Origin of the sequence: Paenibacillus andongensis, from assembly GCF_025369935.1 — a bacterium.
Lineage (GTDB): Bacteria > Bacillota > Bacilli > Paenibacillales > NBRC-103111 > Paenibacillus_E > Paenibacillus_E andongensis.
The window spans coordinates 5,010,333-5,033,005 of sequence record NZ_CP104467.1 but is presented as its reverse complement, the minus strand read 5'-3'; the positions used below and the strand labels follow the sequence as shown (position 1 = coordinate 5,033,005).

19 protein-coding genes are annotated in these 22,673 nt (G+C 45.1%); 15 read left to right on the top strand and 4 right to left on the bottom strand.

The features are described 5' to 3' along the window. Window positions 1-80 precede the first annotated feature (80 nt). The 6 genes from hutI (at window position 81) to NYR53_RS22890 (ending at window position 6,836) form a co-directional block, all read left to right on the top strand. A complete protein-coding gene (gene hutI, locus NYR53_RS22915; RefSeq protein ID WP_261301461.1) occupies window positions 81-1,364 on the top strand; it encodes an imidazolonepropionase in 1,284 nt (427 codons plus the stop codon). A gap of 30 nt (window positions 1,365-1,394) precedes the next feature. Beyond that, a complete protein-coding gene (locus NYR53_RS22910; protein WP_290428956.1) occupies window positions 1,395-2,675 on the top strand; it encodes a Glu/Leu/Phe/Val family dehydrogenase in 1,281 nt (426 codons plus the stop codon). Between the two features lie 39 nt (window positions 2,676-2,714). Then, window positions 2,715-3,998 (top strand): NAD(P)-dependent malic enzyme, encoded by a 1,284-nt coding sequence (locus tag NYR53_RS22905; RefSeq protein ID WP_261301460.1) that lies wholly within the window; start codon window positions 2,715-2,717, stop codon window positions 3,996-3,998. Window positions 3,999-4,085: 87 nt separating this feature from the next. After that, on the top strand, window positions 4,086-4,709 hold the full coding sequence (locus tag NYR53_RS22900; protein WP_261301459.1) for a HutD/Ves family protein: 624 nt from the start codon (window positions 4,086-4,088) through the stop codon (window positions 4,707-4,709). 25 nt (window positions 4,710-4,734) lie between these two features. Continuing rightward, entirely contained in the window at window positions 4,735-5,868 is a 1,134-nt protein-coding gene (solA, locus tag NYR53_RS22895; protein ID WP_261301458.1) for an N-methyl-L-tryptophan oxidase, read from the top strand. A gap of 725 nt (window positions 5,869-6,593) precedes the next feature. Then, on the top strand, window positions 6,594-6,836 hold the full coding sequence (locus tag NYR53_RS22890; protein ID WP_261301457.1) for a hypothetical protein: 243 nt from the start codon (window positions 6,594-6,596) through the stop codon (window positions 6,834-6,836). A 239-nt stretch (window positions 6,837-7,075) separates the two neighbouring features. Here NYR53_RS22890 and NYR53_RS22885 read toward each other — a convergent pair whose 3' ends face one another. From NYR53_RS22885 to NYR53_RS22870, 4 genes are read right to left on the bottom strand one after another with little or no spacing between them, the layout of a single operon-like run. Then, complete coding sequence (locus NYR53_RS22885) at window positions 7,076-8,179, bottom strand: GerAB/ArcD/ProY family transporter (RefSeq protein ID WP_261301456.1); 1,104 nt, start codon at window positions 8,177-8,179, stop codon at window positions 7,076-7,078. Window positions 8,180-8,181: 2 nt separating this feature from the next. Beyond that, window positions 8,182-8,427, bottom strand: a complete 246-nt coding sequence (locus tag NYR53_RS22880; RefSeq protein ID WP_261301455.1) for a hypothetical protein — start codon at window positions 8,425-8,427, stop codon at window positions 8,182-8,184. Then, on the bottom strand, window positions 8,428-9,585 hold the full coding sequence (locus NYR53_RS22875) for a Ger(x)C family spore germination protein (RefSeq protein WP_261301454.1): 1,158 nt from the start codon (window positions 9,583-9,585) through the stop codon (window positions 8,428-8,430). 54 nt (window positions 9,586-9,639) lie between these two features. Continuing rightward, on the bottom strand, window positions 9,640-11,085 hold the full coding sequence (locus tag NYR53_RS22870) for a spore germination protein (RefSeq protein ID WP_261301453.1): 1,446 nt from the start codon (window positions 11,083-11,085) through the stop codon (window positions 9,640-9,642). A gap of 263 nt (window positions 11,086-11,348) precedes the next feature. Here NYR53_RS22870 and NYR53_RS22865 point away from each other — a divergent pair, with 263 nt between their 5' ends. The 9 genes from NYR53_RS22865 to NYR53_RS22825 all read left to right on the top strand — a co-directional run bounded on the left by NYR53_RS22865 (window position 11,349) and on the right by NYR53_RS22825 (window position 22,537). Then, window positions 11,349-12,206 (top strand): MurR/RpiR family transcriptional regulator, encoded by an 858-nt coding sequence (locus NYR53_RS22865; protein WP_261301452.1) that lies wholly within the window; start codon window positions 11,349-11,351, stop codon window positions 12,204-12,206. After that, complete coding sequence (locus NYR53_RS22860; RefSeq protein WP_261301451.1) at window positions 12,199-13,221, top strand: serine hydrolase domain-containing protein; 1,023 nt, start codon at window positions 12,199-12,201, stop codon at window positions 13,219-13,221. Before NYR53_RS22865 ends, NYR53_RS22860 begins: the two co-directional genes overlap by 8 nt. Window positions 13,222-13,260: 39 nt before the next feature. Continuing rightward, window positions 13,261-14,568, top strand: a complete 1,308-nt coding sequence (locus NYR53_RS22855) for an ABC transporter substrate-binding protein (protein WP_261301450.1) — start codon at window positions 13,261-13,263, stop codon at window positions 14,566-14,568. A gap of 28 nt (window positions 14,569-14,596) precedes the next feature. Continuing rightward, window positions 14,597-15,526, top strand: a complete 930-nt coding sequence (locus NYR53_RS22850) for a carbohydrate ABC transporter permease (protein WP_261301449.1) — start codon at window positions 14,597-14,599, stop codon at window positions 15,524-15,526. Between the two features lie 19 nt (window positions 15,527-15,545). Beyond that, the gene (locus NYR53_RS22845) at window positions 15,546-16,370 is read left to right on the top strand and encodes a carbohydrate ABC transporter permease (protein WP_261301448.1); all 825 of its coding nucleotides are present in this window, start codon (window positions 15,546-15,548) and stop codon (window positions 16,368-16,370) included. 1 nt (window position 16,371) lies between these two features. Beyond that, window positions 16,372-17,388, top strand: a complete 1,017-nt coding sequence (locus NYR53_RS22840; RefSeq protein WP_261301447.1) for an N-acetylglucosamine kinase — start codon at window positions 16,372-16,374, stop codon at window positions 17,386-17,388. Window positions 17,389-17,426: 38 nt separating this feature from the next. Then, on the top strand, window positions 17,427-18,338 hold the full coding sequence (gene murQ / locus NYR53_RS22835; protein WP_261301446.1) for an N-acetylmuramic acid 6-phosphate etherase: 912 nt from the start codon (window positions 17,427-17,429) through the stop codon (window positions 18,336-18,338). Window positions 18,339-19,200: 862 nt separating this feature from the next. After that, window positions 19,201-21,024: a sensor histidine kinase gene (locus tag NYR53_RS22830; RefSeq protein ID WP_261301445.1), complete on the top strand. Its 1,824-nt coding sequence runs from the start codon at window positions 19,201-19,203 to the stop codon at window positions 21,022-21,024. A 10-nt stretch (window positions 21,025-21,034) separates the two neighbouring features. Then, complete coding sequence (locus NYR53_RS22825; RefSeq protein WP_367618567.1) at window positions 21,035-22,537, top strand: response regulator; 1,503 nt, start codon at window positions 21,035-21,037, stop codon at window positions 22,535-22,537. Window positions 22,538-22,673 lie beyond the last annotated feature (136 nt).

Genomic DNA, 22,673 nt, shown 5'->3' with positions numbered 1-22,673 from the left:
CGCTAACTGAAAATATAAAAGAATGAAGATAACTCGCAGCAAGCCCGATCGGGCTTGCTGTGTTTCGAGGGGGAGAAACGATGGAGAACAATCGGATTGACCTGCTGATCCATAATATTGGTACACTGATCACCATGCAAGGAACCCAGGAACCGCGCCGAGGCGATGAAATGTCAGAGGTTGCAGCAGTTCGAAGTGGTGCTGTGGCAATCACAGACGGTATCATTGTTGCAGTCGGAACGGAAGAAGAAGTTTTGGCACAAATCGGTGAACGGCCGGTAACTTCAAAGCATGATGCTGAAGGTAAGCTTGTTACCCCTGGACTTATTGACCCTCATACGCATTTGGTTCACGGCGGCTCTCGCGAGAATGAATTAGCCTTAAAGCTGAAAGGCGCTTCTTATTTAGAAATTTTGGCTCAAGGCGGCGGGATTCTCAGTACCGTCCGTTCAACCCGTCAGGCTTCGGAAGATGAGTTGTACGGTAAGGCTAAAAAAAGCTTGGATACGATGCTTTCTTATGGGGTTACTACAGCAGAAGCTAAGAGCGGATATGGTCTAACGCTGGAGGATGAGCTTAAGCAGCTCCGGGTCACTCGCAAACTCAATCAGGAACATCCGGTTGATTTGGTGTCTACGTTCATGGGTGCTCATATGGTGCCGGAAGAATACAAGGGCCGATCACAAGAATTCGTTCAGCTGCTCATTGAAGTAATGCTCCCCGAAGTGAAACGTCAGGGACTTGCTGAATTTTGCGATGTATTTTGTGAGCACGGCGTTTTCTCCGTAGAAGAATCGGAGCAAATCCTGTTGGCCGCAAAAGCGATGGGCTTCGGTTTGAAGATCCATGCGGACGAAATCGAGCCGATGGGCGGCGCGCAGCTTGCCGGTAAACTGGGCTGCACATCGGCCGAGCATTTGATCGCCGCATCAGATGAAGGACTAGAAGCGATGCAGCTGGCGGGCGTCATTGCTGTTTGTCTGCCAGCTACTTCTTTTAATTTAAGGCTGAAGCATCACGCCCGTGCACGTAAGATGATTGAAATCGGACTCCCTGTAGCTTTGTCCACGGATTATAATCCGGGAAGCTCGCCAACGGAATCTATACAGCTCGTCATGACACTGGGCTGTCTGAATTTAGGGCTGACGCCGGAGGAAGTCCTGACAGCCGTGACCATCAATGCGGCTCACGCTATCGGAAAAGCGGGTACCATAGGCAGTTTAGAAGCGGGCAAACAGGCCGATTTGGTTATTTTTAATGCAGATAACTTGGCCTATCTGCCTTATCACTTCGGGATCAACCATGTTCATTCCGTATTCAAACATGGGAAAATAGTAGTCTCGGACGGCAATCGGATTCATTAAAAGGTGTACGAAGACTAGAGGGGGATCATCATGGAAGCTCCGATGGAAGTAAAAGAGAAGCCTATGCAAGCGGAAAGCTTGAATGTTTTGAACAGAACGCAGCTTGTTATCCAAGCTGCTCTAGATAAAATGGGATGCGCAGAATCCCTATACGAATTGCTAAAGGAACCGCTTCGATTGCTTACTGTACGCATTCCAGTGAAAATGGACGACGGCTCGGTAAAGGTATTCACAGGGTACCGTGCGCAGCATAATGATGCGGTTGGACCGACCAAGGGGGGCATTCGCTTCCATCCTGGGGTCACTGAAGACGAAGTGAAGGCTCTTTCCATGTGGATGACCATCAAATGCGGCATTGCCGATTTGCCTTACGGCGGAGGCAAAGGCGGGATCCAGTGTGATCCGCGCACGCTCTCCTTCGGCGAGCTGGAGCGCTTAAGCCGTGGTTATGTACGGGCAATCAGCCAGCTTGTTGGGCCGACCAAGGATATTCCGGCGCCGGACGTGTTCACGAATTCACAAATCATGGCGTGGATGATGGATGAATACAGCCGGATTCGGGAATTCGATTCGCCAGGTTTTATTACCGGCAAGCCGCTCGTCTTGGGAGGATCGATTGGTAGAGAATCATCTACCGCCATGGGCGTAGTGCTGTTGTTGAGAGAAGCGGCTCATGTCGCTGGGATTCCGATTGAGGGCGCGCGTGTCATTATCCAAGGCTTCGGCAATGCAGGCAGCTTTCTTGCTCAGTTCCTTCACGAGGCTGGGGCCAAAGTGGTAGGCATTTCGGATGCTCAAGGGGCTCTTTATGATCCTGAGGGCTTGGACGTGCAGTATTTATTAGATCGACGGGATTCTTTCGGAACGGTGACGAATTTGTTTCCGAATGCGATTTCGAACCAAGAGCTGTTAATCCAAGACTGTGATATTTTAGTGCCGGCTGCAATTGAAAACCAGATCACGGAAGACAATGCGGCTGACATTAAGGCAAAGATTTTGGTGGAAGCGGCCAACGGACCGACGACCTTGAAAGCAACTGAAATTTTGACGGATAAGGGCGTTTTAATGGTGCCAGACGTGCTTGCCAGCTCAGGCGGGGTCATCGTTTCTTACTTTGAATGGGTCCAAAACAATCAGGGATATTATTGGAATGAAGAAGAAGTGAGTGAAAAGCTTCAACAAATATTGAAAAAGTCGTTTAACAACGTCTATCAGTTGTCCTTGCAGAAGCGAGTCGACATGAGATTGGCGGCCTATATCGTTGGTTTAAAGCGAATGGTCGAAGCGATAAAATGGCGCGGCTGGATCTAATCTATGCTCTGATCAAAATTCCTTGGAAGGTGATGAATCATGAACAAATTACGTGAAGATGCTCTTCACATGCATAAAAAGTATACCGGAAAGCTGGAGATTCTTGCCAAGGTTCCGGTAGGCACCGTCCGTGATTTAAGCCTTGCCTACTCCCCGGGAGTTGCAGAGCCTTGTAAAGAGATTTTTATTGAAGAAGATAAAGTATACGATTATACGATGAAAGGAAACCTGGTTGCAGTCGTTTCCAATGGAACAGCTGTACTCGGTTTGGGAAATATCGGTCCGCATGCGGCTATGCCGGTGATGGAGGGAAAGGCTTTACTTTTCAAAGTATTTGCCGGCGTAGATGCGATTCCGATCTGTTTAGATGCGTTGGATAAAGAGAAAGTGATTGAGACGGTTAAGCAGCTTTCACCTTCGTTCGGCGGAATTAATTTAGAAGACATCGCAGCCCCGGATTGTTTTGAAATTGAAGAGAGGTTGAAACAGGAATGTGCGATTCCTGTTTTCCATGATGATCAGCATGGTACGGCTATTGTCATTGCGGCTGGATTAATTAACGCACTCCAGTTAGTCGACAAAACGATGGACCAAATTCGTGTGGTTATTAATGGGGCAGGCGCTGCCGGCATAGCGGCCATGAAGCTTCTGGGTCATATGGGTGCTAAAGATATCATTGTATGTGATACAAAAGGTATCATCTATGAAGATAGACAAGAAGGCATGAATCCATTCAAGCTGGAAATAGCACGGATGACGAATAAAGAAAATCTAACAGGTAAGCTCGCCGATGCAGTGAGAGGAGCCGATGTTTTCATTGGTGTTTCTGCAGCTGGTGCGCTTACGAAAGAAATGGTCAGCTCGATGAACCGTGATTCCATCATATTTGCCTTGGCGAATCCGGTGCCGGAGATTATGCCGGAGGAAGCGAAAGCCGCCGGGGCTGCGATCATTGGCACGGGACGCTCCGATTTTCCCAATCAAATCAACAATGTATTGGCGTTTCCGGGCATTTTTCGCGGCGTCCTGGATGTACGTGCCAGCGAGATTAATGAGGCAATGAAACTAGCTGCTGTTTACGCCATTGCCGGTCTGGTCCCAGCAGATAAGTTAAATCGGGACTATGTGATTCCGCATCCGTTTGAACCGATGATTGCTCCGAATGTGGCTGCTGCGGTTGCTCAAGCAGCTATGGATACGGGGTGCGCGCGATTAACCATCCATGCGGAAGAGGTTAAGGATCGAACAAAGAAACGGATCCGTAAAAACGATGCGGTAGGTTCGTATTTTTCTTGGTACGCTGATATGACAGATAAAGAATAGGCATTGTTCAGACTTCTACGCGGGACTTGGTACTTTCAGGTCCTTTTTTTACATTCGTCATGGCCATACATTCAAGGAGATGCTTACATGTCTTATTCGATCAAAGTCATTAAGAAACATATGCAAATTACGACCGCTTGGTCTGGTGGAACAACAACGCAGCTAGCCATTTATCCTGAGCACGCGGAGTATAATAAGCGAAATTTTTTATGGAGAATCAGCACGGCCCGCATACAAGATGAGCAGTCATTGTTTACCTGCCTTCCTGAGTTTTGGAGAAAGCTTATGATTATTGAAGGAGAGGTGATTCTCGAATATGAAGGATCACATCAGGTGGGGTTAAAGCCCTACGAGCAGGAGAGCTTTAGCGGAGGATGGGTCACCCGGAGTATGGGGAAGGTAACAGACTTTAATCTCATTACAGCGGCGGGATGCCGGGGAGAATTGGAAGCTTTATTTATGAAAGATGGAACTTCTCATGAGATCGAATGTCACAAGGATGATGTGGAATTTTCACTAGTGACAGAAGCTTTTTATTGTACCGAGGGCAGAGTAAACGTTAGTATTAATGAAGATCAGTCTCTATGGTTAGAGACGGGCGACTTCTGCGTATTATCATGGAGAGCATCATTAGATAAGGTTAAGATTAAAATAAGCCAATTTAGCAATGAATCAGCCGCATGTGTCATTCGAGCTAGAATTGTAAATTGAACTTTTTTTCAAAGGAAGTGATGGAATGATGAACTATGACGTAATCATTGTCGGTGCAGGTTCGATGGGGATGGCTGCTGGCTATTATTTGACCCTTGAAGGGAAAAGCGTGCTGCTGTTGGATTCATTTAACCCTCCGCACGATCGCGGTGCACATCATGGCGATACCCGTATCATCCGGCATGCCTATGGCGAAGGGACAAGCTATGTCCCGTTAGCCCTCAGAGCCCAACAGCTTTGGTTTGATCTGGAGCAACAGTCGGGAAGAAAACTATTCTACCAAACTGGGGTGCTGAATGTGGGCACTCGTGATTCAACCTTTATACAACAAGTTATTTCTAGCTCTGAAGCCTATTCACTTCCGCTGCAAACTGTGGATTCCAGTAAAATTCATACCATTTGGCCTGGGATTTCGCTTCCAGAGGGCTACGTGGGCTGCTTCGAATCGGATTCAGGTGTGCTTAAGAGCGAGGACTGTATTCGTGCTTATCGGGAACTGTTGGAACATCATCAAGTTACCATCTTAACGAATACATCCGTACAGGATTTGTCTATTGATTCAACCGGGGTGAGAGTCCAAACGGCCGATGAAAGTTATACAGGACGCGCCCTAATCGTTACAGCAGGGGCTTGGTCTTCGAAGCTGCTTCCTCTGATGAATATCCATCCACCGCTTGTTACCAAAAGAAAGACATTTGCCTGGTTTGAAGCGGATGACTTTTTATTCGGAGAGGAACAATTTCCGGCTTTTACGTTTGAAACCTCCCTAGGACATTATTACGGTTTTCCCAGCATGGGAGGAGCTGGTCTTAAGGTAGGACGTCATGATGGGGGACTTCGGATTAATCCGGATGAAGCCATTCCTGAGTTTGGGGCACTGCAGGAGGATGAAGAAGACGTAAGAATGTTTTTAAGCCGGTTTATGCCTCTTGCCAATACGAAGCTGTGCATGGGAAAAACCTGCACGTACACCCTCACTCCTGATGAAAATTTCATTATCGATTCACATCCAGCGTATCCGCATATCGCCTTTGCTGCTGGATTTTCCGGACACGGGTTTAAATTCAGCAGTGTAGTCGGGGAAATCTTATGTCAGCTAATTACTAGAGGCAGAAGTGAGCATGACATTTCGTTATTTTCAATGAGCCGTTTCATTTAAAAGGATGAGTCTTCGCTAGTTTTGTGCTAGCGAGGGCTTATTTTGATTGTAGCCGTACCCCTAGTTCCTCTATCTATATCCCAACCTTGACAAGCACTTGGTATCACCAGATGTTTGCGGAACGTAGAAGCCTTATTTTGCTCAAAACTGGGTATATTACGCTTTTGCGGAACGAGGAGCCTCTATTTCCTACATTTGGGGTGTAAAACAGGTAAAACACCAAAATAGCGCATTCTCGTTCCGCTTGCCGGCCCTGTATCGGCATAATCACCGAAATAGCGCCCTCTCGTTCCCCGTGAACCTCAGATTAGTCAGCTTTTATGTCAGAAATTACTCCAAAGAGTTTAGTTTCGACCAGCTGTTTATCAGTATCTGGCCAGATTTCTATCTACCTGCCCTCGAATCAAACTTTTAACTATACCCTCCAATAACGGAGCACGTCCAAATCATAGCTCAATCACAGGCATACCGTATCTTTATCTATATCCCAAACTCGACAAGCACTAGGCATTACCAGATGTTAGCGGAACGTAGAAGCCTCAATTTCCCGATTTCCGGCTTCCCAGACCCAGTCTGCTGGCTTCGGCTCGCAGTGCTCTCGCTGTAAGCGCGGTTAGCGCGCTTATTTGTTCATTAAATCTCATAGTGCATTTAGGGTAGTATCAGAGATTGTGGACACACTTATTTGTGTAAGCAAAATACATTTGATAAGGTGGAATGAAACAATGAAATCGATTAGTAAGAAGATCATTGTAGGTACAGTAGCAGCAAGTTTAGTGCTAGGAAGCGGTGTTGTTGGACTGTTACATACAACAGCATTTGCTAATACAGTGGGGAAAGAATTAGAGGACAATACCGAACAACAAGATCAAGATCAAGAAGTTGCCGATGATGCAGTCACGAAACAAGAACAAGCAGACGGAGAGCAAGACGAACAAGATAATGAAACAAATGACGATCAACAATAAGCGAGTTTGAAATATTGGATCGCTAGCATATCGTGAGCAAAGTGATCGGGATCATGGAACAAATTCGCAAATTCGACATATAAATAACAATGTCAGACTCAGGATTCCTCTAACCACCTACCCATTTAGGTGGCCTTTTTTTGTAAAAAAATAGAGTGTTCTAATGAAGGCGGGGATTGAATGCCTGGTAAGTTAGGTCTACATTTATTTTTTTCGAAAGATCGTCATATCCGTTCATATTAGAGCTGATCTTGCATAGAACGCTTCCGCTTTCTTATCAAAGTTATAAAGGCTAAAACGACAGGTATGATTAAGGATGGGATTAGTGAGGAGAAGGGGTAAATTTCAAAGTCATAGGCACCCAAATCCATCATCCTTGTATAGCTAAAATAGGCTAAAGCATAAAATAATAATCCAGTTGGTATAATAAAAGGTTTCGTCTCTTTGATCTTGAAAACTTGTTTTATCACGAGTAGAAAAACGTAGTGGAGCACAATGAGTTCAAATAAAGTGAAAATGGTCCAAATTGCTATGATAAGAATTTCTATCCTTTCCATATATTCTCCGAATTTAACTAATTGTATGGAAGTGAAGAAGGGAAACGCCGACAATTTGGTTAAATGTATGCCAAGCGCACCGAATGTTAAATAACTTGATAGTAACAAATAAATACCTGATAAAGCTACTGCCGTTACTAGACTTGCGAACGTTTTTTTTGTATTTTTTACCCGTGATAGAAGAAAACCGAAGACTACGACTTTTCCAAATGGAAAACCGAAAGAGAGCATCCCACCGTAAATGATTGCGGATAATTTGCTTTGGAACATGGGCAGGAAAGGATTGATTTCCACTTCACGCAGAATAAACAAACTGACGATGCAGACGGACAGAATGAAAAACGGTAGGATAAATTGAACCGTGCGGACTAAAGTACCTAAACCTAAATAAACGGAATAGGAACTAACCAACACAATGAGTAAAATTAAAAAGTTAGGGGTGGTGTTTGGAAGGATAGCCGTCGTATAGAACCAAGATATTGCGCGATAAGCCAACACACCTGTATCAAGGAAATAGATAAGATAGATGACAAGTACGAGCTTGGCAAGCCATTTTCCCAACAATTTTTCACAAGCTTCCGTCATACTTAATTGAGGATGCTGCGATTGAACATAGGATAGAAGGCATAATACTCCTATTGAAAAAACAATTGCTAGAAGATTTGAAATCCAGACATCCTGCTTAACCAGCTTGGCTTCAATTAAAAACAAAGTAGAGAATCCAGACAAATAACTAAAACAGAGAAATCCCAATTGACCATGATTGATTTTTTCAGAATCGGTCATCTTCATTCCTCCACTCGTACTTTTAATAGGTCTATCATGTAATCGGAGACAGGACCATAAATAATCTTGTTTAAGGACTCCAAGGTAAGCTTTGAAAAACCCATGAAGGGATTTAAATAGACGATAATAACGAGATAATACAACAGGAGAACTATGGCATCCGTTTTGGCCTGTTGTTTCCATAAGCGAATAGATCCTTTCAGCCCCAAGCAAATAGCTATTAAGCAGAGCGAGTTATTAAGAAGCATTTATTGGCCACCTATGATTTGGGACATGCCCAGTTTTTCAATCTTTACATCGACATGAACAGGAATTGACATTGTCGGATATACATGATCCCAATCCTTTTTCAGCTTTTTCCATTCCTTTGGATGATGCTGGATGAAATATTCAGAAACCCCAAGTAGGTCTACTTTCAGATCTTGTTGAAAATGTTTTAAGCTATCATGAATGATTTTCTCCAAATGCTTGGAGGTAACTTGTTCCAATTGAGCCAATATAGCCGGATCGCTCAGTGCAAGATATTGATCCATTTCACCCAAAGTCGCTTTGAAATTCAACTGGACATCTAATTTTGGTTTGCCATTGACGTAATCGCTGTGAATTTCTCTTTTTGAGACTCGAAGAAAATAGGACACTTTCGTGGATTTGTATTCCAATGATTCTGTAAATTCATAGTTTTTCCATTTACTTTTCTCAGATAACCAATGGATAACCCGCACATCATCTCCATCCAGCCAGTCAACGAATTTCCCTTTGTTAATGACAGCTCCGCCATTTAAAAGCAGCGATGATGGAGAGGTAACAGACTTTGGTGACGCAATTATTCTTCCTAAAACAAAGCCCCTGTATGGATTAGTGTAGCGGTCGGCCACTTTATGTATCATTAGACTGTAGCTCTTGCCCCACTCCTTTTCATTTCGGACGATCCCTAGCAGCACATTCGAAGTTAGTTCGCTGATATTGGATTTTCTTTTCAGTAAATCCTCGGCTTTTCCCTCACTAACAAGTAGGTGACTTGTTATGCGGATTTGACGGTTCCTTGTTAGGAAATCTACGATATCATAGAGGGAATGACGTGCTGCAGCTTCACCTACAATAAAGAATTTATTATGCTGCCATACCAAAGATTTACCTACACGGTTACGCAAATTTTTTGCAGCGTCTAAGATCGAATCTCCAACTGCACTATCCACGAAATCCGTCTGTTTACCTGTTTTCTCCGTACTTGTCGATGCGGGTAAAACACAATAGATCGTAAATACATATTTCTTACTTTCCTTGTCATAGTCAATACCAGTTGCCATAACTAAATCAATATCGCTGATTTCCTTAATATCAGGTGAACAGCCCACTAATAGTGACAAGATTGAACACATAGCCAGAAACCATTTAACGTTCTTCATACCCCTCGCCTTCAATTCCAAAAATAAATTTCCCCTTCACCTTGCCGTACAATCTTATTTCCTCTTATACGATGAGGAACTTCGATATCGGGCCGGAAGGAGGATGAATTTCTTAAATGTATTTTTTAAGCTTTCAGAATCGACCGGTTCTAAGAAGGGTACTCCACAGAACCGTAAGGAACATAGATGTAAAAGGATTGCGAACAATCCCAGAGAGAGCCCAAAGACACCTGTAGAAGCTGCAAGAAGCATGAGAGGAAACCGTAACATTCGCAAAGCAATGGCTGTACTAAAAGACGGAATTGTAAAGGAAGCAATTCCTGTCATGGCAACTACAATCACAACCGGACGGGAAACGATTCCCGACTGTACCGCTGCTTCTCCGATGATGAGAGCACCTACGATGCTGACAGATTGGCCGATAGCGCGAGGCAGCCGCAAGCTGGCTTCACGCAGCACTTCGAAAGCCACCTCCATGATGAAAGCTTCAATAAAACTCGGAAAGGGGATCCCCGCTTTAGCAGAAAGGAAGGCCATCATTAGCGGTGTAGGGATCATTTCCAGATGGAATGTAGTCAGCGCGATGTATAAAGAAGGCCCCAAAAGGGAAGTGAACAGCGTGATTAACCGTATTAAACGCAAAAAGTTGGCAAAATAAAACCTTTCGTACAGATCCTCGCTGGGATGCATCATCTCGAAAAATGAGCTGGGGGCAATTAAAGCTATCGGAGTTCCGTCCGTTATGATCGCGATTTTCCCTCTGTTCAGGGCGGTAACAATCCGATCAGGGCGTTCCGTATTTAGAATCTGAGGGAATGGCGAAAACGTATTGTCCTGAATCCATTCCTCGATTTGGGCGCTTTCTCCCAGAACATTCAAGTCAATAGCGTCGAGTTTGCTCATCAATTTTTCTAGAACGGCATGATCAACCTGAGTATCCAGATACAAGACGGACACTTTTGTTTGACTCCGATGTCCAATAATGTAGGATTTGGATTTCAAATCCGATGTCTTCAATCTTCGATAAATCATACCCAAATTTATTTGCAAATCTTCGGTGAACCCCTCGCGCGGACCACGTACGTTAGGTTCTAGCTTTGGCTCTTCGATCGAGCGTGTCTCATAACCGGGTAAGATCATTCCATATGACTCGGAGCGACCTTCAACAAAAATAACGAAGCCTGCATCCGTGATCATGCTCACGACCGCATCTAGATGCGGCAAAAGTCTAACTGCGCCTAGAGAGTATAACGATCCGGTAATCGCCTCATCAACTTGTCCCTTCCAGTATAGAAGATCTTCTGACATTTTACGGATGATTTGTTGATTTAACATTGTTTCATCAACAAGGATATTCAAGTAAATAATAGACGCTAATAATTGACCGTCATTTTTGGTGAAGTTCCTGACAACTAGATAGTCATTTTGATTAAAATATTGTGATATTTTTTCTACATTTCGGGAAACGGAAGTACTGATGGGTTCCTGTCTTAGTTCCATTTTCCAATCCCCTCAAAGTGAAATGATCTTAGGTCAAATCGGAAACATTTCATAATAAAGGAATTATTCGCATTACCTCCTAGGATTATGCAATAAAAAAAGCATATAAGAAAAACAAAAAAACGGCTCTGTCGCAAATGATGTGAACAGGTCCGTTAAATCTGAAATAATATTTCAGAAATGTATAGACAAAATGAAATAAAAATCTATAATAAGGATATGCAAGTTCAAAGTTATAGATGAAACCGTAGAGGGTGACTCCCATGTTAAAAGGTGGATTAGTAAGTATAGAAGCGGCAATGGGGAGCTTAAAGCCCATGGAGCGCAAGGCTGCGCAATATATAATGGAGCATCCGGAACAGGTTGTCAGCCTTTCCGTGCAGAAGCTGGCAGAGTTTGCCGACGTAAGTGAAGCAACGATTGTTAGGCTCTCACGCTCCCTTCACTGTAAAGGGTTTCAAGAGTTGAAGCTAAGGATCGCTGGTGATTTATCACAATCGTCGCTGCCTACAGAATCGTACCAAGAAATCCGAACCGACGGATCTATCGTAGATCTCATTAAATCAGTATCCAATAACAATATTGTTTCAATCCAAGATACCTTAACCGTACTCTCTCCGGAAAGTGTGGAAAAAGCAATTAATTCCCTGAGCAGCGCAAGAAAAGTCGGCGTGTTCGGCGTAGGAGCATCGGCGGTTATCGCTAAGGATTTCATGCAAAAGCTAACGCGCATTAATCGCTGGTGTGAGATGGGTACCGGGTTTGATGCGCAAGCAACCATTTCAGCCAATTTAATTCCCGGGGACGTTGTTTTCGGAATTTCCTATTCAGGCCAAACCGAAGACATGATTCGTGCGCTGGCTGTTGCAAAGAATAACGGTGCCTCAGTCATTACGCTGACCCGGTTCGGAGCCAATCCAGTAGCGGAACTTGCGGATATACAGTTGTTCATAAGCACCTTAGAGAAGAGTATCCGCAGCGGGGCGATGGCTTCGAGGATTTCTCAACTGAACGTGATCGATATTTTGTACGCTGGAATCGCTGGCCGTCATTATGAGGAAAGCATCAAATCTCTGGAAAAGACGCGGCAAGCTGTCATGGCGGGGAAACGCAATGGATAACGTGGACCGCTTGATAGAAGGATGGGTGCACGATGGATTCTTACCCGGCGCTGTTCTAGATATTACGATATCGAACCGCTTTCGATTTCAAAAATCATATGGATCATTCTCCGACGGCACAAAGGAACAACCGATTCGTTTGAACACCATGTTCGACATCGCTTCACTTACGAAGGTAACCGCTACACTTCCAGCCATTCTGATACTAGTGGCCAAAGAGAAGCTGTCGCTGGACAGCTCTGTGCAGGCTTTCTTGCCTGCATTCCGCCATCCGCATGTCACGCTGCGTCATCTATTGATGCATGCGTCCGGGCTGCCGCCGGATTTGCCTTATCTTCCGCGCAAAGCAGCTCGGCCTAACCTAATCGAGGAAATTCTGGCGCAAGAGCTTTTATTTCAGCCAGGTAAGGAAAAGCTGTATAGTGATCTCGGTATGATTCTCCTTGGGATCATTGTAGAGCGTGTGTCTGGAGAGCCGCTGGATCGCTTCGTTAAGCAGCATATATTCGATCCGCTTGATATGCGGCATACGGTTTTTAACCCCGGTTCCGAGCTTCAAGATCGCATTGCGGCAACCGAGCTGGTAGATGGGTCTTATATCATCGGCGAAGTTCACGATGAAAAGAGCTTCCACCTAGGCGGTGTCACTGGCAGCGCGGGACTATTCGCAACAGCGGACGACCTAGCTCGCTATGCGGCATGGTGGTTGCAGCCGGAGCAGTGGGATATTGTTCCCTCATCGCTGATGCGGGAAACCTCAGCCGCTCCCGTAGGTGGCCGCGGACTTGGCTGGGAGGTTAAGCATGATTCAGCTGACGTTCCGAGCTGCGGAGAAAGCTGGCCCGCAGGTAGTTTCGGTCATACAGGATTTACTGGAACGAGCTTATGGGTTGCGCCCGAACAGGGCATCAGTGTCGTATTTCTAACGAATGCTGTTCATTTGGGTCGAAACAACAAGATCCGGGAGCTGCGTCCAATTTTACATGAAGCGGTTTTGTCCTCATATCAATCATGAGGTTAAAATAGATACGTACATTAAAGGGAGGCTTTCTAAATGAAACGTTTATTCAGTGGGGCATTATTAACTATGGTTGCTGCTTCTTCCATGCTTGTCGCTTGCAGCAGCAGCAGCAATACCGCAACTCCTAGCACAACCCCTGGTGGAGCTAGTACAGCGCCATCGGCAGCACCTCAGGAAAAAGTGAAGTTGACAATGGGCAGCTGGCGCACCGAAGATGTGGATGCTTATGCTAAAATCATTGCTGAATTTAAGAAAAACAACCCGAACATCGATATCGATTTCAAGCCGATTAAAAATACGGAATACAACACTGCCCTGAACACAGGTCTGCAAAGTGGCAATGGCCCTGATATTATTCATCTGCGTCCTTATGCTGCAGGTGCTGCGTTGGCAGATGCCGGTTACTTAGAGCCTCTAACAAGCCTCAAAGGTATGGACGTGTTCTCGAAGGACACTTTGCTGGCCGCTACAGGAACAGATGGTAAAGTCTACGGCGTACCGACGGTATTCAGTTCCACGCAAGTATTTTATAACAAGAAAATCTTCCAAAAATATAATCTTGCAGAGCCAAAAACGTGGGATGAACTGTTGAAAACGGCGGATACTTTGAAGAAAAATAAAGTAACTCCTTTTGCTTTCGGCTCTAAAGAAGGTTGGATTCTTTCCTTAACTCAAGGTACACTTGCACCTTCCGTTTACGGAACTGATTTCATTAAGAAGATACTCGCTGGCGACGCTAATTTCAAAAGCCCGGAATATGTAAGTTCAATTAAAATGCTCAAAGATTTGACCCCATACTTCCCAGATAATTATGTAGGCATCGGTATGGACGATATGAGAAACATGTTTGTTTCCGAGCAAGCAGCCATGATGGTCATGGGCGATTGGGAATATGCCGTTATGAAGAAAACGAATCCAGATCTGCAAATGGATGTATTCCCAGTTCCGCCGATGAAAGCAGATGGCAAAGCAACGGTTACCACTTGGGTAGACGGATCTTTTGCAGTGAATGCGAAATCTGCTCATAAGGCGGAAGCACTGAAATTCATGGAATTTTTGACTACGAAAGAGTTCGGAACGTTAGCTGTAAATGAATTGCAAAAACCAAGCACAATCCCAGGTGTAGCGGCGAAAGATCCGCTTGTAGCCAAAATTGCTAAGAATGCAGATACAATTTCTACACCTTACGCATCCGTTGTCTATTTCAATGCAGGCAACCCTACAACCAAGGCAACGTTAGAAAATGCCATTCAAGGGATGTATTTAAACAAACTGACTCCGGAGCAAGTGACGGAAGAAGTGCAGAAGAGCGCAGATACATGGTTCAAGCCTAAGAAATAAATCAGTGTAAGAAGAGGGGTGGGGGCACATGAATAACTTTGCAAAATCGCCTTGGTGGAAAAAGGGAGCAGTTCATCTGTTCCCGGTTCCTGCCCTCGCAGTTTACATTCTCTTCGTGATCTATCCGATCCTTTCGGCTTTCGGTTACAGTTTTTATGACTGGAAAGGTCACGCCCGCGGGGAGTTTGTGGGGCTGGGCAACTTTGTGAGCCTATTTACGAAAGAACCGTTCAACCATTTATTTTGGAATGCGTTCGGTCATAATCTTTATTATTTTGCTGTTGAAATGGCTGTTCAGAACGTGATTGCGTTCGTGCTTGCCTATTTTGTTTACAGCAAACTTAAGGGTTCGAACTTTCTGAAAATGGCTTACTTTTTACCAAGACTGCTTTCTGTCATCGTCGTAGGCTTTTTGTGGAAACTCATGTTGAACCCGAACAACGGTATTGTCAATGTGCTGCTCAAAAAGATTGGTCTTGTTTCGTGGGCTAAGCCTTGGCTTGGGGATCCGGCTTATGCGTTAACATCCATAACCATCGTCAACAGCTGGTTTGGCGTAGGTTTCTCTATGTTGATATTTCTCGCAGGTTTGCATGCTATATCGACTGAAGTCATTGAAGCGGCTAGACTGGACGGCGTAAAAGGTTTCCGCTTGATCCGTTCCATCATCCTGCCGATGATGAGTCAGTCATTAATCATCATTACTGTGTTTACCTTTATTCATGCTTTCGAAGCGTTCGAACTCATCTATGCCATGGAGGGTTCGCAAGGGGAACCGTACAATTCCACCGACACGTTGGCTGTGTTCTTTTATCGGATTGCGTTTGGCGGCTCGTCTGGCGGCGATTCGGTCGCATTAGGCCTAGGTTCGGCATTGGCCGTAGTACTATTTTTCATTATCGCAACCATTTCCGCTTTGTTCTTGTACTTCACTAGGAACCAATCGGCTCAGCATTGAGAAAGGAGGCACAAACACCATGAAAACCAACAAATCCGTTCGGGGGCTCCAATATGCTGCGGCGTACGTGGGAGCACTGGTCAGTTTGTATCCGATCTTTCTGATGCTGACCTCCTCACTCAAGACGAATATCCAGATTTTGAAAAACCCGATGTCGCTTCCGACTTCTATATCGTTTACGGCATATAGTAAGCTAATCCATCAAATTCCGTTTGGAACTTATTTTTGGAACAGTGTCGTGGTTAGTAGCGTTTCCGTCGTTTTGATTTTGCTGTTTGGCGTTTTGGCATCATTTTATATCGCCAGATATCCGTTCCGTTGGAATGGTTTGCTGTTCTTCTTTTTTCTCTTAGGCATGATGATTCCAATTAAACTTGGGATCGTACCGTTGTTCCTATTAATGAAGAAGCTGGCTCTTTTGAATAGTGTTTGGTCGCTCGTTAGCGTGTATACAGCGATCGGAATGCCGCTTGCTGTCCTGATCTTAACTGGTTTTTTTAGAACGCTGCCGAAGGAGCTAGAGGAAGCAGCGCGTATCGATGGTTCTTCGGATTTCGGTGTTATGTGGCACGTATTGCTGCCGCTTATTCGCCCTGCGCTGGGGACGGTCATGATTATGAATTTTATTATGGCTTGGAACGATTTCTTTTTCCCGCTGATTTTCATCCAAGACGATATGAAGAAGACGATACCGGTTGGCATGCTGTCACTTTTCGGACAGTACTCCACAGATTTAAGTATGCTGTTCGCCGGGCTCACGTTGGCTTCCGTGCCAATGATTGTCATGTTTTTCCTAGCGTCGAAACAGTTTATGGAAGGCATGACGGCAGGAGCGGTGAAATAATATGGCTGAAACTAGATATATTGGCATTGACGGCGGAGGGACCAAAACCGTATGCATTCTCGGCGATGCGGAAGGCAATATTTTGGCTGAAAGCCGAGGAGAATCCAGCAGTGTGAAGTCCCGTCCATGGGAGGAAGTTCAGCGAGTACTACTCACACTCATCCGGGACGTATTAGACCAATCGGGTACGGATGTTTCCCGGTTAGGTGGGATTTTCCTCGGACTTGCGGGGAGTGACCGCCCCGAAGACCGGAAAAGGATCGGTGACTGGCTGCAAACGGAATTGCCGGAAGGTGTTCCGATCACCGTGCACAATGATGCAGTGACCGCTTTGGCCGCAGGTACTTGGGGACAGAAGGGCATTGCGCTCATTTCAGGCACAGGCTCGATCGCCTATGGATTTGATCCGGCGACGGGCGGATTTGTAAGAGTCGGAGGCTGGGGTTATTTACTCGGCGATGAAGGAAGCGGGTTTGATCTGGGGCGGAAAGCGCTTGTTGCCGTTATGCGAGCGTATGACGGCCGAGGTGAGGCTACAGCGTTGACAGGGTTAGTCCTCGAACGTTGGTCCTTGCAGCACCCTGGGCAATTGATTAACACCATTTATGGCCAGGACAATGTACGGACCGCAATTGCGGATGGATCCAAGCTTGTCATGCGGGCAGCAGCAGATGAGGATCCAATTGCTGTTAAGCTTGTGGAAGAAGCCATTCAACAGCTAGAAGAACTCGTAAAGACGGTTATAACTTCCATGGAGAAACAGCAATATGAGGTAAGCGGTAACCATGACTTGGTGGAGAATACAACCCCTCTTGTGATAACAGGCGGCTTATTTTCAGACCAAATGTTCGAAAAACGCTTTATGCAAACACCGTTGATACAGTCTGGCCTGTTCGATGTCCAGCTGCTCGAACGCCCGCCAGTCATTGGAGCCTATCTACTTGCTTTGCAGGAGCGTGGCTTCGAATTAACGGAAGTCATGAAACAACGGATAGCCGCATTTGACTTCCGTAAATAGATGCTAAGTAACGTATTGATAAAAGGAGGCAAGGTAACGTGGTACAACAAGTTAATCAAGCGGTTACCGAGCAGAGAAATGCAAAGTCAAGTCACCTTGACCGATTGACTGTTCGGGAGATCGTGACACTAATGAATGAAGAAGACCAAACGGTAGCTCACTCCGTAAACGCAGCTTTACCGCAAATCTCCGCTGCAGCAGAAGCGGTGGTCGAAGCCTTGACTCGCGGCGGTCGACTATTTTATATCGGTGCTGGAACCAGTGGCCGTCTCGGCGTTCTAGATGCATCCGAATGTCCGCCTACGTTCGGTGTAGAGCCAGAGCTTGTGAACGGCATTATTGCTGGAGGCGAAATAGCCATTCGTTCAGCTGTAGAGAACGCCGAAGATGATGAAGATGCTGGTGTGCGTGCGATAGCAGATGTTGCACGGCCAGGCGATGTTGTCGTCGGCATAACAGCAAGCGGAACCGCTCCCTATGTAATTGGTGCTATACAAGAGGCTAACCGGTTGGGGCTATCGACGATCGGCATCAGCTGTAACCGGGATACGCAGCTAAGTACCGTTGTGAAATATCCGATTGAAGTGCCTGTCGGGCCTGAGATAATTACGGGTTCCACAAGGTTAAAAGCGGGAACAGCGCAAAAAATGGTGCTCAACATGATCTCCACCACCGTGATGATTCAGATGGGCAAGGTGTATGGGAATCTGATGGTAAATGTTCAGGCGACGAATAAGAAGCTCAGGGATCGAACCGTGCGGATTATTCAAGAGGCGACAGGCACAGATGAAGAATCGGCCCGCCGCGTCGGAATGGAAGCCAAAGGAGATGCAAGAGTCGCCATTTTGATGCTGATGTTTGGCGTAAGCCGCGAGAAGGCTTTGGATGCGCTTGTCCAAGTCAATGATCATTTCGGTAATGCTGTAAAGCAGCTTGAACAAGCTCAATAATTCTATTTTAATCAATGCCTAGGCTGATAATTATCAGCTTAGGCATTTTTTTAAAGATAGGCTTTGTTAAACATCATTGTTCAATTTCTTGTTTAGTAAAAGACAGGTTGGGTCATCATTTCTTGCCGGTCGCCCATGACTCGAACAAACTGCTTGCATAACATGACATCGTAAGTTTTAAAATTGCGTAAGGAGTGATGAAATGAGTGCTAAATTCATGAATTGTCCGCCAAGAAGAAATATAACACTACGACAAAGGCTCACTCAACTGATTGGTTTTCAAAGCGATAATATATCGAAGAAGTGTTAAAAAGTAAAGCTGTAAGATAATTAAGCATAGTTGTATGCATAACGATTCGATAAGTGACTATGTTTTTCCCAGTGTTTTGTTTTCAGTTTCGTGGGAGAAATGAGGAGTAAAGAAGGTGTAACCTGCCCTTACATCAACTATAAAGGATCACGTTGCTCGTTTGTTTGACATATAAGAAGGGTTGGAGCGAACTTTAACGAGAAGAAGTGACTAGGGGTGTGGTAAACCTGCAATTATACATGCTTTTCTTTTTTGAATAGCTACTATTCATAAATTCCTGCAATCATGCAGGCTTTTACGGTCTTTTTTTATTCTAGGATGGAAAACCTGATAATTCCTGCGCTTTAGCAGGCTTTTCCTCTTTTTAAACGATTTTAGCAAAAATATCTGCACTTTCGCAGTAATTGTGAGTCTTTAAATAATAGTTCTCCTCGTACGATGGTGAAGCCCCCTTGTACACCGGCGAACAGTTAACGCTTAAATGGATCGAATTCATGTGCAGCCCCTGATATGCTATAATGTACCCGATTAACAGCAGGAGTTGATGGCAGAATGGGATTCCGCAAGATGTACCGTAATTATTTGCAAAATAATTTGTTTATGAAACTGCTTCTCCTTTTCTCATTGATTACCGTCATTACGATTATTTCGTTTTCTTATTTCATGTATCATTCGATGTCGCAAGCGGCGATCAATCGAGAGCTGGATATACAGAAGAAGGCCATGACGAATGTGAACAATTATTTGGGGGGCAAATACGATTCGGCGCAATCTATCGTGTTCGGCTTATACCGGGATAGTTCGCTTGCCGCGGGGATCTCTTTTATGCTGCAGCACCCTTTCCAAGAATATGTGCAGCATGGTCTGGAGCAATACAATTTAGGCGGCAACAGCACGTGGAATGCCGGACTGCAATATTTTAAAAATAGGGTGGAAGACGACGAAGATATCCGCAGTCTGATGCTGTACAGCGTGGATCAGATGACGTTATACGTGCTGGATCGTAACCGGCAACTGAAGATCGTTCCAACGAATGCAGCCCATTCCTACATACCTGAAGTCATGGCGCTTGACAACAAAAGCGTTACCTTGCCGAATATATGGGTCCGTGAAGCCGCAGGTCAATGGGATAACCATCTATACTCGATAAGGACGCCGATTAACGACAAACAAACCTTGAAAAATATAGGGCATCAGATTGTTTACTTCAGCTCGGACGGCATTTGGAAGATACTGCGGGGTGATAAGGAAGAGTTAAAGGGAACGATTCTTGTTCTATCACCGGATGGAGGCGTTCTGTTTGATTCTTCGGATCAGTATTACGGCAAGGCCTATCCTTTCATGGAGCAGGTTGGTTCGTTGTACGAGAATAGTGGTTCGAATCAAAGCGGTTATGTGACGAAGCTGACGCAGAGTAAAGGAGACTTTATTGTCGTTGGAATCATCCCAAAGAATGAGCTTGACGCAACCTCTAAGCGAATCGGGAGCACGATCTTTATGATTAGTGCGATATGTATCTTTTTCGCCATTCTGATTCCTTCTCTGGTTGTGATGAACGTATCTAAACGCACCAACCAGATCATTCGCTTTACGCGGAAGGTCAAACAAGGAGATCTGAATGCCCGGATTCCGGATGTACGAGAGGACGAGCTAGGACAAATTTCTCGCAGCTTCAATGAGATGATCGAAGAGTTGAATCAATATATCGATAGGGTATATAAGGCCGATATAAAGCAGAAGCATACAGAGTTAACAGCTCTGCAAGCTCGCGTCAATCCTCACTTTTTGTACAATACACTTGAAGTCATTCGGATGCGGGCAATCTCTCACGGGGCTCATGACGTTGGCGAAATGATTTACAGTTTGTCGGCGTTATTCCGGAGTCTCGTCCAACAGAAAAAGATTTATACACTAAAGGATGAGCTGGAGGCCTGCCGCTTATATCTCGAGCTGTTCCAGATTCGCTATAAGGATAAGTTCACGTATACGATCGAGTGGGATCGGAAGCTGGCACCTACTCGCATCATGAAAATGTCGCTGCAGCCTGTCATTGAGAATTACATCGTTCATGGCCTCCGAAGCGAATGTACCGATAATGAGCTTCATATCCGTGTGAAACAAACGGAAGAGTTTCTTCATGTGCAAGTGGAAGACAACGGAAACGGTATTACACCTGAGCGTTTGAACGAGCTGGAGTCCTTCTTACAAGCAGAAGAAACCGAAGGGGAATCCTTCGGCCTGCGGAGTATCAATCAACGCCTCAAGCTGCTCTACGGCAGCAGGTTTGGCTTAAAATTAAATAGTGAGCCTGGTAAAGGAACGGTAGTTGATATATGGCTGCCTATGGATGACGGAAAAGAGGGTTATGATGTTTAGGGTTTTTCTAGTGGACGACGAACCTTTCATTATTGAAGGGTTGTATGACATTATTGATTGGGCCGAAGCGGGTTTGGAAATTGTCGGACATGCCAGCAATGGGCAGAAGGCTTTGGATGCTCTGCAGGAAACATCGGTGGATATTTTGTTGACGGATATATCCATGCCGGTGATGACAGGTTTGGAGCTGATTCGCCATGCCCGAACGGTTCATCCAGATTTGAAAGTCATCGTGCTCAGCGGTTTCGATGAATTTACCTATTTAAAAGAAGGCATGCAGCTCGGGATTGAAAATTACCTGCTCAAGCCCATTAATATTCAAGAGTTGAAGGCAACGCTACATAATACCGTCGAGAAGCTGAACACGTTCGAAGAAACACGGCAGGTACAGGCCTACAGCAAGCAAATATTGAAAGATAACACACTGCATCGTTGGTTAACCCATCAGATTGCGCCTTTGGAATTCTACGAACGCGCGGATCTTCTAGGCATGAACCTCGATCGTGCCTATATGATAGTTTCTGTACTCCGAGTGGCATGTGAGGCAGATGAGGTTTTCGAGTTGATCTCCGATCAGATGCAAGCCTATGATTGGATCACTGCATTCTTCGATATGGATGGCGATATCGTCCTCCTTGCTGCTATGGATGATGCTGACCGCGGCAGAACGGATTTGACCGCTCTGCTACAGCAGCTTCAGGCTGATCTTCAGGGTCGACCTCTCCGCATATCTATCGGCAGTGTACAGCTTCTGCCTGAACAGGCCGGACAAAGCTATGCGGCCGCGAAGAAAGCGCAGGAGTATTTCTGGGTATACCCGGAACTGAACATGATTGATGATACGGAACTTGTGATGAATCAAGACAATCGAAAGGTCGATTTCTCCATCATTGATTGGCCAGTCTATGCGAAACTAATTATAGCCAAAGATCAAGAGAATTTGCGCGAGCAAATTCAAACCGATTTCAAACGGATTCAAGCGCTTCCAGGCATTACGCCGCATGATTTTCAGAATATCGCGTTTGAGATGATCATTCATTTCAAGCTGGAGATCAAAGCGATTCGCCATACAGAGGAACTTGATGCGTATAATCACGCTTTTCACCAAATCAGGAGCGCGGTTACGCTGGAACAGCTGGAAACGGCCATCCTTGAAATTGCCCATACAACAGTCGGTTTCTTAATTTCAGACGTTCGAAGTCCGATCGTGCAGCAGGTTTTAAAATATATCCATCAATCTTATGCAGAAGAGCTATCGCTCAAAATGCTGGGTGCGCACTATCATATTCACCCTGTCTACTTAGGACAATTGTTCCATAAAGAGATTAATGAGACGTTTACGGAATATATCAATCGATACCGGATCGAGAAAGCAAAGGAACTGCTAAAGACAACGAATTCGAAAGTTCATATCATTGCCAATGAGGTGGGCTACTCAGAATTGGGTTACTTTTATAAACAATTTAAAAAGTATGTGGGAATCTCCCCAACGGATTACAGAGGATTGCTCTAGGGAAAACTGAGGAGCAGTCCTTTTTTTTGTCGAAAAGGATAAATTGCTGCTTTTTTCTTAACTTTAGACAGGGTTCATTTAGTTTATCGTCTATTTGTAACTGCTTTCATGCGGTACTGTAAAGGTAGCCCAACGG